We start from the raw sequence: 15,099 nt of genomic DNA on the forward strand, positions 1-15,099 counted from the left end.
AACCCCTCTCCCTGCGGGAGAGGGGAGCTTTGTGAGCCGCTTGCGCGGCTATTGTATTCATGAAGTTCTCCAACAGCCCCGTGCTCTCGCAGCCGCTGCCGATCTGGCGCTCGCGGCTGTTGCAGTTGGTGCTGCTGGCCTGCTTCGTGGCTTTGATCGGCCGCTCTCTCTATCTGCAAGGCATCCACAACGATTTTCTGCGGGAAAAAGGCGAAGCGCGCTATGAACGCGTGCTGGAAATTTCCGCAACGCGCGGCCGCATCATGGATCGTCATGGCGAAATGCTGTCGATGTCGACGCCCGTGAAATCGATCTGGGCCATTCCCGACGACGCCCGCTTGCAGCCGGCACAGGTGCGCAACCTTGCCCGCCTGCTCGAAATGGATGTTCGGGAACTGACGCGCAAGCTCGCCTCGGATCGCGACTTCGTCTTCATCAAGCGGCAGATTCCTCCAGAAGTCGCCGACCGCATTGTGCAGATGAAGCTGTCTGGCATTCACCAGCAGCAGGAATACCGGCGCTACTACCCCGGCGGCGAGGTCACCGCGCACATGCTCGGCTTCACCGGCGTCGACGACAGCGGACAGGAAGGCGTCGAACTGGCGATGAACGCGTCATTGTCTGGCAAGGCGGGCAGCCGCCGCGTCATCAAGGACCGGCGCGGCGAAATCGTCGAGGATGTCGAAAGCATCAAGCCGCCGCAGGACGGGCGCGACATCGTGCTCGCGCTCGACGACAAGATCCAGTACCTCGCCTATACCAATCTGCGTCAGGCCATCGCCGAGTTCAAGGCCAAGGCCGGCGGCATCGTGGTCATCGACGCCAGAACCGGAGAAGTGCTGGCGCTGGCCAACCTGCCGACCTATAACCCGAACAATCGCCAGGGACTGGTCGGCGCGCAGCTGCGCAATCGCGCACTCACGGATTCCTTCGAGCCGGGCTCGACGATGAAACCATTTACAGCCGCACTGGCGCTGGAACAGGGCAAATTCCGTTATGACACGCTGATCAATACCGCGCCCGGGCGCATGACCGTGGGCAACGCGACCATCCACGACGCCCATATGCACGGCATGCTGACCGTGGCGCAGGTGATCCAGAAATCTTCCAACGTCGGCGCCGCAAAAATGGCTTTGTCATTGCCGCCGCAATCGATGTGGCGCATGTTCGACGGGCTTGGTTTCGGCAGTCCGTTGAAGCTCGGCTTCCCCGGCGAAGTCGGCGGTCGCCTGCGGCCCTGGAACAAATGGCAGCCGATCGAACAGGCGACGATGGCCTATGGCCACGGCATCTCGGTGACGCTGATGCAACTGGCGCATGCCTACCTGGTCTTCGCCCGTGACGGCGACCTGATTCCCTTGTCCCTGACCAAGGCCGATGGCCCGGTTCCGGTCGGCAAACAGATTTTCACCGCACAGACCGCGCATGAAGTGCGCAACATGCTGGAGATGGTGGTGGGCGAAGGCGGCACCGCGCCCAAGGCCTTCGTTCCCGGCTACCGGGCCGGCGGCAAGACCGGCACCGCGCACAAGATCGAAGGCGGCGCTTACGCCAACAAGTATGTCGCTTCCTTCGTCGGTCTCGCCCCCGCCTCGGATCCGCGTCTGGTGATTGCCGTCATGGTGGACGAACCATCGACCGGTATTTATTACGGCGGCGATGTCGCAGCGCCGGTGTTCTCGCGCGTCATGGCCGGTGCGCTGCGCACACTCGGCGTAGCGCAGGATGGGCCGCAACAATTGCGGCCGACAAGCAGCGATCCCGTCAAGGAGGAAATGTGAACGCCGTGACGGTCATCGAAGCTCTGCAACGGCAGGGGGTGAATACCAGCCGGCTCTGCCTCGACTCGCGGCGCATTCAGCACGGCGATATATTTGTCGCCTGCCACGGCGCCAGCCGCGATGGACGCGACTACATCAATGATGCTGTGCATCGTGGCGCGGCAGCAGTGCTCTATGACGCAGAGCCGAGCAAAGCCATCGAACCTGGCGTGCCGAGCCTTGCGGTGGAAGGCCTGGCCAAGCTGCTCGGCGAAATCGCGCATCTGGTGTATGGCCGGCCCTCGGAAAAGCTGCAAGTCATCGGCGTCACCGGCACCAACGGCAAAACCTCGGTATCGCAATGGATTGCGCAGGCACTCGGCAGTCTCGGCCAGCGTTGCGCGGTAATGGGAACGCTGGGCAACGGTTTTCCTGGCCGCCTGGAGGAAAGTCCGAACACCACACCGGATGCGATTGCCGTGCACAGCGGCCTGGCGAGTTATCTCGCTCAGGGCGCCACTGCCTGCGCCATGGAAGTCTCGTCGATCGGTCTTGACCAGGGGCGCGTCAACGGTGTGATCTTCGACACCGCCGTGTTCACCAATCTGACGCGCGACCATCTCGACTATCACGCCGACATGGACGTCTACGCCGCTGCCAAGGCCCGTCTGTTTGCCATGCCCGGCCTGAAAACCGCGGTGCTGAATCTGGACGATCCCTGCGGCGTTCAATTGGCCGCTTCGCTACGCGGCAGGGTGCGCACCCTTGGCTACTCGCTGAATCCTCAACAGGCGCGCGTCACCGATAAACTTCTGCTTGCCGATGACATACACATGCCCGCGACCGGCGTCGAGTTCAGCGTCAACGGCATGCCGGTCGCGGCGCCGGTGATCGGCCGCTTCAATGTGTCGAACCTGCTCGCCGTGTTCGGCAGCCTGCAGGCGCTGGGCATCGATGCGGCACAGGCCGGCGCGGCGCTGGCCACGGTTACGCCGCCGCCGGGACGCTTGCAGGCAATCGGCGGCAAGGGGCAACCGCTGGTAGTGGTCGATTACGCGCACACGCCCGATGCGCTCGACAAGGCGCTGACCACGCTGCGTGAAATTGCCAGCGCGCGCCATGGCAGACTGATTTGCCTGTTTGGTTGCGGCGGCGAGCGCGATCCCGGCAAGCGGCCCCTGATGGGCGCCATGGCGGAGCGACTGGCGGACGGAGTGGTGGTGACCAGCGACAACCCGCGCGGCGAAGCCCCCGCACATATCGCCGCCCAGATCGCCACCGGCATGCAAACAAAACCACTGGTCGAACTGGATCGCGCCGTGGCGATCCGCAAAGCCATTGTGGCAGCGGACGCGTGCGATGTGATCCTGCTGGCCGGCAAGGGACACGAGACCTACCAGGAAATTGCCGGCGTCAGGCAGCCCTTCTCCGACCTGGGGTCGGCGCAACGCGCGCTGGAGCAGCGCCCATGATGCGAATCTCCGAAGCGGCAGCCCTGCTCGGCGCCCGGACAGCAAACGCCGACATGACATTTACGTCCGTCTTTTCGGATTCGCGCGCCATCGTCAAGGACGGCCTGTTCATCGCCCTGCGCGGCGAGCGCTTCGACGGCCACGATTTCGTCGCCGCGGCGATTGCGCAAGGCGCGGCGGCGGCAATGGTGGACGAGAAATGGGCCGCGGCCCATGCCGATGACAAGCTGCCGCTGCTGGTGGTCGACGACACGCGGCTCGGACTCGGCCAGTTGGCCGCCGCATGGCGCACCCGCTTCGCGATTCCGCTCATCGCCATCACCGGCAGCAACGGCAAGACCACGGTGAAGGACATGTGTGCGGCCATCATGGCGGCCCACCTCGGTGAGGACCAGGTGCTGGCGACCGGCGGCAATTTCAATAACGACATCGGCCTGCCGCTCACGTTGCTGCAATTGCGCGAACGACATCGCGCGGCTGTAATCGAAATGGGCATGAACCACGCCGGCGAAATCTCCTATCTGACCCGCATCGCGCGTCCCACCGTGGCGCTCATCAACAATGCGCAGCGTGCGCATCTCGAAGGCCTGAGCAGCCTCGCCAACGTGGCCCGGGCCAAGGGTGAGATCTTCGAGGGACTCGACCGCGACGGCGTCGCCATCATCAATGCCGACGATCCGCACGCCGCCATCTGGCGCGAGCTGGCGGCTGGCCAGCGCATGCAGAGTTTCGGCCTCGACAGGGCGGCGGATATCGGCGCCACGGTGCAATGCGCGCAATTGCGCAGCCACATGACGCTGCACACGCCGCTGGGCGATGCCGGTTTTGAATTGCAACTGGCGGGCCGCCACAACGTGCTGAACGCGCTGGCCGCCGCCGCAGCCTGCCTTGCCGCCGGAGCGCCGCTCGCTGCGGTGGTGAAGGGACTGGCCGGCTATCGCGGCGCCAAGGGACGCTTGCAGCGCAAGGCCGGGAAACACGGCGCCGTGCTGATCGACGACACCTATAACGCCAATCCGGACTCGATGCGCGCCGCCATCGACGTGCTGGCGCAACTGCCGGGCAAACGCCTGTTCGTGATGGGCGACATGGGCGAAGTCGGCGCCGCGGGCGGCCAGTTCCATGACGAGCTCGGCGGCTATGCCAAGAGTCAGGGCATAGACCGGCTCTATTGCCTCGGTTCGCTCGCCGTGGCTGCCGCGCATAATTTCGGTCAACATGGAACACATTTCGAACGTATTGAAGATTTGGTCAAGGCCGTGCGCCAGGAACTCGATGCGAATACCACGGTGTTGATCAAGGGCTCGCGCTTCATGCGCATGGAGCGGATAGTAGATGCGCTTCTGGCGAAGGACGGTGAGGAGTGACAGATATGCGTAGATATGGCCAAGAGGTGGAGAAGGGGGAAGGGGGAAGGGGGAAGGGTAAAACCAGCACCTCCGCGCATAGCGTTTGCTTTGTCGCGATGAACGCGACAGCCAGTTTGGCCCACAGCGCGTCGCCGCGCACGAACACCCTTCCCCCTTCCCCCTTCCCCCTTCCCTCTCAGTCCTTTTCCCTTCACAGAGGTTTCCATGCTGCTTAATCTTGCACGCTGGCTGGCGACCGATATCCGGGCCTTCAACGTCTTCAACTACATCACTTTGCGCGCCGTGCTGGCGACGATGACGGCCTTGACCATTTCCTTCATTGCCGGTCCCGCCGTCATTCGCTGGCTGACGGCAAAAAAAATCGGCCAGGCGGTGCGCAACGACGGGCCACAGACGCACCTGGTCAAGGCCGGCACGCCGACCATGGGTGGCGCGCTGATCCTGATTTCGCTCAGCATCTCGACCCTGCTCTGGGTCGACCTGTCGAACCGCTTCGTCTGGATCGTGCTTATCGTCACGCTCGGTTACGGCGCGGTGGGCTGGGTCGACGACTGGCGCAAGGTGGTCTATCACAATCCCAAGGGTCTCTCGGCCAAGGCCAAGTTCTTCTGGCAGTCGCTGATCGGACTGATCGCCGCGATCTACATCGTGTTTTCGATTTCCGCCCCCAACAACGAGAAAGTCATCCAGCTCGTGATGCAATGGATCGGCAGCGGCTTCACGCTGGAGCTGCCCTCCAAGGCCGACCTGATCGTACCCTTCTTCAAGACGATATCCTATCCTCTTGGCATGTTCGGCTTTATCCTGCTGACCTATCTGGTGATCGTCGGCAGCAGCAATGCGGTGAACCTCACCGACGGTCTCGACGGACTGGCGATCATGCCGACGGTGATGGTCGGCGCCGCGCTCGGCCTCATTGCCTATCTCACCGGCAATGCCGTGTATGCCAAATACCTGTTCATTCCCTATATTCCCGGCGCGGGCGAACTCATTGTGTTCTGCGGCGCGCTGGCCGGCGCCGGGCTGGGCTTCCTCTGGTTCAACGCCTATCCGGCCGAGGTATTCATGGGCGATGTCGGCGCCTTAGCGCTGGGCGCTGCGCTGGGCGCGGTGGCTGTAGTGGTGCGGCAGGAAATCCTGCTCTTCATCATGGGCGGCGTTTTCGTCGCCGAAACCCTGTCGGTAATGATCCAGGTCGGCTGGTTCAAGTACACCAGGAAACGCTACGGCGAGGGACGCCGCATTTTGCTCATGGCACCGCTGCATCACCACTTCGAGCAAAGCGGCTGGAAGGAAACGCAGGTGGTCGTGCGCTTCTGGATCATCACGATTCTGCTCGTTTTGTTTGGCTTGTCGACGTTGAAAATCAGATGAAAACCAAGCAGCCACAGAGGACACAGAGTTCACAGAGAAAACCGCCGCCTTCCTCTGTGCACTCTGTGATCTCTGTGGCTAATAGATCTTATGAATGAGCTAACCGCAAAATCAGTACTCATTCTCGGCCTCGGCGAATCGGGACTGGCGATGGCACGCTGGTGCGCGCGCCAGGGGGCACTTGTACGCGTCGCCGATACGCGCGCCGCACCGCCGGGCCTCGACGCCTTGCGCCGCGCGGTGCCGGCAGCGGAGTTTCGTCATGGCGAGTTCGACAACCTGCTGTTGCAAGGCAGCGACCTGCTCGCCCTGTCGCCGGGTTTGGCAGCGAGCTTGCCGGTCGTTGTGTCGGCCCGTGCGCAAGGCATCCCCGTGGTCGGCGAGATCGAGCTCTTCGCCCAGGGCCTGCGCGATCTCGGCTGGCGCAGTGATTGCAAAATACTGGCGATCACCGGCACCAACGGCAAGACCACCACCACGGCGCTGACCGGCCATCTCTGCAATGCGGCGGGGCTGGATGCCGTCACCGCCGGCAATATTTCACCCGCCGCGCTGGATGCGCTGATGGACCGGGTCGATGCCGGCAAGCCGCCGCGCATCTGGGTGTTGGAGCTTTCCAGTTTTCAGCTCGAAACCACGGCGACCCTGGCGGCCGACGCGGCGACAGTGCTCAATATTTCCGACGATCATCTGGATCGTTATCACGGCCTCGATGATTATGCGACCGCCAAAGCCCGCATTTTCGACGGCGACGGCATGCAGGTTCTCAATCGTCGGGATGCGCGCGTGGAGAAGATGGCACGAGCGGGACGTCGGATAATGACCTTCGGCCTTGACGCGCCGGATCAGGAAGCGGATTTCGGCCTGCGCGAGCAGAGCGGCGCAGCGTGGATCGCGCAGGGCAACCGCTTGCTGCTGCCGCTTGCCGAACTGCCGCTGACGGGTTTGCACAATGCGGCGAATGCGATGGCGGCGCTGGCCCTGTGTGCCAGCATCGGCTTACCGCCAATTGATCTGCTGCACGGCCTGCGCACGTTTCGCGGCCTGCCACACCGGGTCGAAAAAATCGCCAGCGCGGACGGCATCGACTGGTATGACGACTCGAAGGGAACGAACGTCGGCGCCACGGTAGCCGCATTGAAAGGCATGGGCCGGCCGGTGGTGCTGATTCTGGGGGGGGAAGGAAAAGAGCAGGATTTTTCGCCGCTGCGCGATGCGGCGAAAAAACATGCGCGGGCGGTCGTGCTGATCGGTCGCGATGCGCTGCTGATTGCCGCTGCCCTGGGCAAAAACATTCCATTGTATTGGGCCTCCAGCATGGAAGATGCCGTTCTCATTTCCGCCCAGGAAGCGCAGGCTGGCGACGCGGTTTTGCTTTCGCCGGCCTGCGCCAGTTTCGACATGTTCCGCAATTACGAACATCGCGCCCAGGTATTCATTGCCGCCGTGCAAAAATTATTGGGAGTTGCCACATGAGCGCGCCGGCCGTGTCCAGGGCCTTTGCGCCGCGCCAGCAGCGCGTGGCGGAACTCGATCCGCTGCTGGTGTGGTCGGCGCTTGGCCTGCTGCTGTTCGGGCTGGTGATGGTCTACTCGGCCTCGATCGCCACTGCCGAAGGCAGCAAGTTCACCGGCTACCAGTCTTCCTATTTTCTGCTGCGGCACGGCATTTTCCTCGCCATCGGTTTCGTCACCGGCGTAGTGGCATTCCAGATTCCGGTGCGTTTCTGGCAGCAGGCCGCGCCGCTGCTGTTCGTCGTCGGCTTCGTCCTGATCGGCATCGTGCTCATTCCCCACATCGGGCGCTCGGTGAATGGCGCGCAACGCTGGCTGCCGCTGGGACCGATCAACCTGCAACCCTCCGAGTTGATGAAGCTGTTCGCGGTGCTCTACGCCGCCGACTACACCACGCGCAAACTCGCCGATATGGATTCCTTCCGCCGTGGCTTCGTGCCGATGGCAATGGTAATGGTGCTGGTCGGCGGACTGCTGTTGCGCGAGCCTGATTTCGGCGCCTTCGTCGTCATTATCAGCATCGCCATGGGCATCATGTTCCTCGGCGGCATCAACGCGCGCCTGTTCAGCTTCCTCTTCGTGTTTCTGATGGTCTCCTTCGTGATCCTGATCTGGATCTCACCCTACCGGCGCGAACGCATTTTCGGTTTCATGGATCCCTGGCAGGACGAGTACGGCCGCGGCTACCAGCTCTCGCATGCGCTGATCGCCTTCGGTCGCGGCGAGTGGTTTGGCGTCGGACTCGGCGCCAGTGTCGAAAAACTGTTCTACCTGCCCGAGGCGCATACCGATTTCCTGCTCGCGGTGGTCGCCGAGGAGCTGGGCTTCGCCGGTGTCGCCATCGTGGTGTGCGCTTTCGCGCTGCTGATACAACGCGCCTTTGCCATCGGCCGCCAGGCGCTGCTGCTCGATCGCATCTTCGGCGGGCTCGTGGCGCAGGGCGTCGGCATCTGGTTCGGGGTGCAATCCTTCATCAACATGGGCGTCAACATGGGCTTGCTGCCGACCAAGGGCCTGACCCTGCCGCTGATGAGTTTCGGCGGTTCGGGCGTGGTCGCCAACTGCCTGGCGCTGGCAATATTGCTGCGCATTGATTACGAGAACCGCTCGGTGATGAGGGGTATGCGGATATGACTATCCGCATACCCCTCATCCGGGCCACAAAGCCCCCCACCCCCTTCCCCCGCCCCGGGGCGGGGGTTACTGAACGGCGCCTCGGCGCCACCGTGGCACCATGCTAAAAAGAAAAACCATCCTCATCATGGCCGGCGGCACGGGCGGGCACATCATGCCCGGCCTGGCGGTGGCCGATTATCTGCGCGACCTGGGTTGGCGCGTAGTCTGGATGGGCAATCCCGATGGCATGGAAGCGCGGCTGATACCGGGCAAGGGATATGAAACCGCCTGGGTTCTGTTCGGCGCGCTGCGCGGCAAGGGTGTGCTGCGCAAACTCACGCTGCCCTTCAATCTGCTGCGCGGCCTGGTGCAGGCACGCAGGGTGATCAAGCGCGTCAAACCTGATGTCGTGATCGGTTTTGGCGGCTTCATCACTTTTCCTGGCGGCATCATGGCCGTGCTCTGCAGAACACCGCTGGTATTGCATGAGCAGAACTCTATCGCCGGACTCGCGAACAAAGTCCTTTCACGTTTCGCAAACCGTGTGCTGACAGGTTTCCCCGGCGTATTCGACAAGGGCGAGTGGTGTGGCAGTCCGGTGCGTCCGGCGATCGCTGCATTGCCGTCACCCAAGCGACGCTTTGCCGGCCGCAGCGGGCGCCTGCACCTGTTGGTCGTCGGCGGCAGTCTCGGCGCGCAGGCCCTGAACGAAGCAGTGCCTGCGGCTCTGGCCCTGATCCCGGCCGAGGAACGGCCCGACGTGGTGCACCAGTCCGGCGAGAAGCACCTCGGGGCATTGAACGAAAATTATCAGCGCGCCGGAGTCGAGGCGCATGCCGTCGCCTTCATCGAGGACATGGCGGGCGCCTACGAATGGGCGGATCTGGTGATCTGCCGCGCCGGGGCGCTGACCATCGCCGAATTGGCTGCGGCAGGCATGGCCAGCATTCTGGTGCCCTTTCCCCATGCGGTGGATGACCACCAGACCTCAAACGCGCGCTTTCTTGCCGATGCCGGTGCGGCAATCCTGCTGCCGCAAGCCGAACTCACGGCGGAGAAGCTTTCGCTGCTGCGCACCTTGCCGCGCGGGCAGTTACAGCAGATGGCGGAAAAGGCGCGCGCGCTGGCCAAGCCCGATGCAGCCGAAGTCGTGGCGAAGGTCTGCATGGAGCTGGCCAAATGAAAAAAATCCTTACCACCAAGACACCAAGTAGCACCAAGAAATTCTTGATGGATTTCCTCGGTGGGCCTTGGTGCTCTTGGTGTCTTGGTGGTGAAAGGTTTTGCCATGAAGCATAAAGTCAGACGAATTCATTTTGTTGGTATCGGTGGTTCCGGCATGAGCGGCATCGCCGAGGTACTGGCCAACCAGGGCTACCAGATCAGCGGCTCCGACCTGGCCGATAGTGCAACCACGCGCCGGCTGGCCGGTCTGGGCATCCGCATCGCCATCGGCCACGGTGCCGCGAATGTGGCAGAGGTCGATGCCGTGGTGGTGTCGACCGCGGTGAAGGAAGACAACCCGGAAGTGATCGCCGCGCGCGAACGGCACATTCCCGTGGTGCCGCGCGCGCAGATGCTGGCCGAGTTGATGCGCATCAAGCAGGGCGTGGCGATTGCCGGCACGCATGGCAAGACGACGACCACCAGTCTGGTGGCCAGCGTCCTCGCGGCAGGCGGTCTCGATCCGACTTTCGTCATCGGCGGCCGGCTCAATTCGGCTGGTGCCAATGCGCAACTCGGCAGCGGCGAGTTCCTTGTCGCCGAAGCTGACGAATCGGACGCGTCCTTTCTCTTTCTTTCGCCGGTGGTATCGGTGGTCACCAATATCGATGCCGACCACATGGAGACCTATGGCCATGATTTCGAGAAGCTGAAGCAGGCTTTCGTCGACTTCCTGCACCGGCTGCCGTTCTACGGCGTCGCCGTGCTCTGCATCGACGACGCCAATGTGCGCGACATCCTGCCGCGTGTAGCGAAGCAGGTAGTGACCTACGGTCTCGGTCCGCAGGCCAACATCCGTGCCGAGAACGTGCGCGCCGACGGCGGCCAGATGCATTTCGATTGCGTGCGCACCAACGGCAAGGTGTCGCGCTTCGCCGTGACGCTCAATCTGCCTGGCGTGCATAACGTGCTTAATGCGCTGGCGACCATCGCGGTGGCAAACGAGCTGGGCGTGCCCGACGCTGCAATCGTGCGTGCGCTGGTGGAGTTCAAGGGCGTCGGTCGCCGTTTCCAGCGTTATGGCGAGATTGCCGCAAAACAAGGTGGCGCATTTACCCTGATCGACGATTACGGCCACCATCCGGTTGAAATGGCAGCGACCCTGGCTGCGGCACACGGCGCGTTTCCGGGGCGGCGCATCGTGCTGGCCTTTCAGCCGCATCGCTTTACGCGCACCCGGGATTGCTTCGATGATTTTGTTGCCGTGCTGTCGTGCGCCGATGCGCTGGTGCTGGGCGATATCTATGCCGCCGGCGAAGCGCCGATTCCGGGCGCCGACGGCCGTACTCTGGCAGCGGCGATTCGCGCCGCCGGACAGGGCGAATTGCGCTTCGTCGCCGACATCGCCGCCATGCCGCAGACGATTCTCGATGTCGCGCGCGACGGCGATGTTGTAATCACCATGGGCGCAGGTTCCATCGGTGCGGTGCCAGGAAAGGTGGCGAATGGCTGATCTACGCGGCGCCTTGCGCGACAACGAACCCATGGCGCGCCATGTCTCTTGGCGTGCCGGAGGCATGGCCGCGCATGCCTATGTGCCGGCCGATCTCGACGATCTCGCGCTATTCCTGCGCCAGTTGCCTGCAACGGAACCGCTTTTGATAGTGGGCCTCGGCAGCAACCTGCTGGTGCGCGATGGCGGCTTCAAGGGCACGGTGGTGTTCACCCACAATACCTTGAAAACCCTGCGCATTGAACCCGACTCCTCACTCATTTATGTTGAAACCGGCGTCGCCAGTCCCAAACTGGCGCACTTCGCAGCGGCACATGCGTTGGGCGGCGTGGAATTCCTCGCCGGCATTCCCGGCACGGTCGGCGGCGCACTGGCGATGAATGCGGGCTGTCACGGCAGCGAGACCTGGGATCGCGTCGAACACGTATTGATGCTCAATCGCCAGGGAGGCCGCATTGAACGCAATGCATCCGACTTTGTTGTCGGCTACCGGCACGTGGAATGGCCCAACCTCGACAACGAATTTTTTGCTGCGGCCTGGTTGCGCCTTCCGGTGGGCGAGCCGTTGGTGATTCGCGAGAACATCAAATCGCTATTGCAGAGGCGCATCGACACCCAGCCGCTGCAATTGCCGAATGCGGGCTCGGTGTTCCGCAATCCGCCCGGCGACCATGCCGCGCGGCTCATCGAGGCGGCCGGACTGAAGGGCTTTTCCCTAGGCGGGGCGCGGGTTTCCGAAAAGCATGCGAATTTCATCGTTAATCCGGACGGCAGGGCGACGGCGTCTGAGATAGAAACGCTCATTGGCCGTGTACAGGCAACGGTCAGGGAAAAATTCGGGGTTGAACTGGTGCGGGAAGTGCGGATTGTTGGCGATGAATGCTAAAAAGAATTTCGGTCGTGTAGCGGTAATGTTCGGCGGGGATTCTGCCGAACGGGAAGTGTCCCTCAAGAGCGGCACGGCAGTATTGAAGGCCTTGCGCACCGCTGGCATCGATGCGCACGCCTTCGACCCGAGCGAAAAACCGCTCTCGGCCCTGCGCGACGAGGCCTATCAGCGCGTCTTCATCGCACTGCATGGCAAGGGCGGCGAAGATGGCACCTTGCAGGGAGCGCTCGAATTCATGGGCATTCCCTATACCGGCAGCGGCGTGCTGGCGTCGGCGCTGGCCATGGACAAGTGGCGCACCAAACTGGTCTGGCAGGCAGCCGGCATCCCGGTTCCGGACTACGAAGTGCTGATGCCGAGAAGCGATCTGGCGGCGGTGGAAGCCCGGCTCGGCCTGCCCCTGTTCGTGAAGCCCGCCAATGAAGGATCGAGCATCGGCATTACCAAGGTCAAGAAAAAATCCGAACTGAAAAAAGCCTATGCGCTGGCGGCGCGCCATGACTCGATCGTGCTGGCCGAACGCTTCCTGTCGGGCGGCGAATACACGGTGGGCATCCTTGACGACCGGCCGCTGCCAGTGATCAAGATCGAACCGGCGACCGAGTACTACGACTACGCGGCCAAATACGAGCGCGACGATACGAAGTACCTGATTCCGAGCGGACTCAGCGCTGCCAAGGAACAGGAGATGCAGGAATTGGCGCTCTACGCCTTCCAGGTGATCGGCGCCCGCGGCTGGGGCCGCATCGACGTGATGCTCGATGCGGCAGGCCGGGCCTATGCGCTCGAAGCCAACACGGCGCCGGGCATGACCGATCATTCGCTGGTACCGATGGCGGCCCGCGCGGCCGGCATCGGTTTCGAGCAACTGGTGGTGAAAGTGCTGGCGGAGGCGCGTCTTGGCTAAAGCCAATTCAAAGCCGAGCAAGCGCGGGAAGAAACCGCAGGCAGCGGCCGATACTTTCTGGGACCGGCCGCCGCTGATGAACCTGCTCGCCGACGTGCTGCTGATATTTGCGCTGACGGCGCTGGCCTACGCCGCCCTAGTCGGTGTGCAACGCCTGCCCGTGTTTCCCCTGCGCCAACTGGTTGTCGCCAGCAATGTGAGGCAGGTAACGTCAATGCAAATCGAGTATGCCGCACGCAGTTCGGTCGCCGGCAACTTCTTCACCGTCAATCTCGGCACCGTGCGCGCATCGTTCGAAAAATTGCCCTGGGTGCGCCACGCCGAAGTGCGGCGCATCTGGCCCGATGGCATCGAAGTCAGCATCGAGGAGCAGGTTGCGGCAGCGCGCTGGCGCGAGGCCGATGGCGAATACCGTTTGGTGAATACTTTCGGCGAAGTATTCGTCGCTGCCAGCGAGTCCGACCTGCCGGTATTTTCCGGACCCGAGGGCAGCGCCGCGCAAATGCTGGCGCGCTGGCAGGAGTTCATCCTGGCATTGGCTGCGCTCGGCCGCCAACCAGGCGAGATGGTTCTCTCCCAGCGCCAGGCGTGGCAGGTCAAGCTCGACAATGGCCTGCTGCTGCTGCTCGGCCGCGACGACACGGCGCACCCGGTCAGCGAGCGTTTGGCGCGTTTTGTCGCCGCCTATCCTGAGCTTGAACAAAAGCTCCATTTCCGCCCCGGCATGATCGATATGCGCTACCCGAACGGGTTTACGGTGCGCGAGGCACATACCTGATGAGCAAGGAAACGCGGGAACTCATCGTCGGCCTCGACATCGGCACCTCCAAGATCGTGGCGACCATCGCCGAGCTCGATCCCGAGGGCAATCTCTCGGTTCTCGGCATCGGCAGCCAGGAGTCAAGCGGCCTCAAGAAGGGCATGGTGGTCAACATCGAGGCGACAGTGAATTCAATCTCGCGCGCCATCCAGGAAGTGGAGTTGATGACCGGCTGCAAGGTGGCGCACGTGTACACCGGCATAGCAGGCAGCCATATCAAGAGCAAAGATTCAAATGGCATGACCGTGGTGAAAGACAAGGAAGTCACACAATACGACATCGAGCGCGCGGTTGAAGCGGCGAATGCGACCCCCATCTCCGCCGATGACAGGATACTGCACACCTTGATTCAGGAATTCATCGTCGATGGGCAGGATGGGGTGAAAGAGCCGATCGGCATGGATGCCAGGCGCCTGGAGGTGAACGTGCACCTCGTCACCGGAGCCGTGACCGCCGTGCAGAACATCGTCAAGTGCGTGCACCGCTGCGGGCTGGAAGTGGCCGATCTGGTATTGCAACCGCTGGCCTCGGGTCATGCCGTCCTCACCGACGACGAGCGCGATGTCGGCGTCTGCCTGGTCGATATCGGCGGCGGCACCACCGATGTGGCGATCTTCGCCCAGGGCGCGATCCGCCACACGGCGGTGATCCCCATCGCGGGCGACCAGATCACCTCCGATATCGCCATCGCCTTGCGCACCTCCACGCAGGACGCGGAAGAAATCAAGATCGGCTACGGCGTGGCCCTGCAGCAGATGGCCGACCCCGACGAGATGATCGAAGTGCCGGGTATCGGCGATCGTCCCGCCAGCACTCTGTCGCGCCAAACGCTGGCCGGCTTCATCCAGCCGCGTATCGAGGAAATTTTCCAGAAGGTGCACGAAGAGCTGATCAAGAGCGGCCATGAGCGTCTGATCCGCGCCGGCATCGTCATCACCGGCGGTTCAGCGCAGATGCCCGGCATGCCCGAACTGGGCGAGGAAATTTTTCACAACACGGTGAAGATCGGCGCGCCGCATTACAACGCCGCGTTGAAGGACATGGTGCGCAATCCACGCTACTCAACGGTAATGGGTCTGCTCCTGGAAGGCCAGGCGCAAAGAAAGCGCGGCCTCAAGGTGAGCGATACGCGTTCGCTGCGCCAGATACTGGCGCGCATGCGTTCGTGGTTCGAGAAGAATTTTTAATGATATACGGATA

At 62.7% G+C, this 15,099-nt stretch carries 12 protein-coding genes; all 12 read left to right on the forward strand.

The window, feature by feature from the left end:
* The first annotated feature begins 59 nt into the window (after nucleotides 1-59).
* The 12 genes from K5E80_RS09885 (at nucleotide 60) to ftsA (ending at nucleotide 15,086) form a co-directional block, all read left to right on the forward strand.
* Nucleotides 60-1,781 carry a peptidoglycan D,D-transpeptidase FtsI family protein gene (locus tag K5E80_RS09885; RefSeq protein ID WP_220635988.1) on the forward strand — a complete coding sequence of 574 codons (1,722 nt, stop codon included), beginning with the start codon at nucleotides 60-62 and terminating at the stop codon, nucleotides 1,779-1,781.
* A complete protein-coding gene (locus K5E80_RS09890; RefSeq protein WP_246590938.1) occupies nucleotides 1,778-3,232 on the forward strand; it encodes a UDP-N-acetylmuramoyl-L-alanyl-D-glutamate--2,6-diaminopimelate ligase in 1,455 nt (484 codons plus the stop codon). Before K5E80_RS09885 ends, K5E80_RS09890 begins: the two co-directional genes overlap by 4 nt.
* Nucleotides 3,229-4,599 carry a UDP-N-acetylmuramoyl-tripeptide--D-alanyl-D-alanine ligase gene (locus K5E80_RS09895; RefSeq protein WP_220635989.1) on the forward strand — a complete coding sequence of 457 codons (1,371 nt, stop codon included), beginning with the start codon at nucleotides 3,229-3,231 and terminating at the stop codon, nucleotides 4,597-4,599. Before K5E80_RS09890 ends, K5E80_RS09895 begins: the two co-directional genes overlap by 4 nt.
* A gap of 207 nt (nucleotides 4,600-4,806) precedes the next feature.
* Nucleotides 4,807-5,976: a phospho-N-acetylmuramoyl-pentapeptide-transferase gene (mraY, locus tag K5E80_RS09900; RefSeq protein WP_220635990.1), complete on the forward strand. Its 1,170-nt coding sequence runs from the start codon at nucleotides 4,807-4,809 to the stop codon at nucleotides 5,974-5,976.
* A 90-nt stretch (nucleotides 5,977-6,066) separates the two neighbouring features.
* Nucleotides 6,067-7,452 carry a UDP-N-acetylmuramoyl-L-alanine--D-glutamate ligase gene (gene murD, locus K5E80_RS09905; RefSeq protein ID WP_220635991.1) on the forward strand — a complete coding sequence of 462 codons (1,386 nt, stop codon included), beginning with the start codon at nucleotides 6,067-6,069 and terminating at the stop codon, nucleotides 7,450-7,452.
* The gene (gene ftsW, locus K5E80_RS09910) at nucleotides 7,449-8,624 is read left to right on the forward strand and encodes a putative lipid II flippase FtsW (RefSeq protein WP_220635992.1); all 1,176 of its coding nucleotides are present in this window, start codon (nucleotides 7,449-7,451) and stop codon (nucleotides 8,622-8,624) included. Before murD ends, ftsW begins: the two co-directional genes overlap by 4 nt.
* Nucleotides 8,625-8,724: 100 nt before the next feature.
* Nucleotides 8,725-9,789, forward strand: a complete 1,065-nt coding sequence (murG, locus tag K5E80_RS09915) for an undecaprenyldiphospho-muramoylpentapeptide beta-N-acetylglucosaminyltransferase (RefSeq protein WP_220635993.1) — start codon at nucleotides 8,725-8,727, stop codon at nucleotides 9,787-9,789.
* A 105-nt stretch (nucleotides 9,790-9,894) separates the two neighbouring features.
* Nucleotides 9,895-11,283, forward strand: a complete 1,389-nt coding sequence (gene murC / locus K5E80_RS09920; protein ID WP_220635994.1) for a UDP-N-acetylmuramate--L-alanine ligase — start codon at nucleotides 9,895-9,897, stop codon at nucleotides 11,281-11,283.
* Nucleotides 11,276-12,169, forward strand: a complete 894-nt coding sequence (murB, locus tag K5E80_RS09925; protein ID WP_220635995.1) for a UDP-N-acetylmuramate dehydrogenase — start codon at nucleotides 11,276-11,278, stop codon at nucleotides 12,167-12,169. The genes murC and murB overlap by 8 nt, the downstream gene beginning before the upstream one ends.
* Nucleotides 12,159-13,079: a D-alanine--D-alanine ligase gene (locus K5E80_RS09930; RefSeq protein ID WP_220635996.1), complete on the forward strand. Its 921-nt coding sequence runs from the start codon at nucleotides 12,159-12,161 to the stop codon at nucleotides 13,077-13,079. The genes murB and K5E80_RS09930 overlap by 11 nt, the downstream gene beginning before the upstream one ends.
* Complete coding sequence (locus K5E80_RS09935; RefSeq protein WP_220635997.1) at nucleotides 13,072-13,857, forward strand: cell division protein FtsQ/DivIB; 786 nt, start codon at nucleotides 13,072-13,074, stop codon at nucleotides 13,855-13,857. Before K5E80_RS09930 ends, K5E80_RS09935 begins: the two co-directional genes overlap by 8 nt.
* On the forward strand, nucleotides 13,857-15,086 hold the full coding sequence (gene ftsA / locus K5E80_RS09940; RefSeq protein ID WP_220635998.1) for a cell division protein FtsA: 1,230 nt from the start codon (nucleotides 13,857-13,859) through the stop codon (nucleotides 15,084-15,086). Before K5E80_RS09935 ends, ftsA begins: the two co-directional genes overlap by 1 nt.
* Nucleotides 15,087-15,099: the final 13 nt, after the last annotated feature.

Source organism: Georgfuchsia toluolica (assembly GCF_907163265.1).
GTDB classification, from domain to species: Bacteria; Pseudomonadota; Gammaproteobacteria; order Burkholderiales; family Rhodocyclaceae; genus Georgfuchsia; species Georgfuchsia toluolica.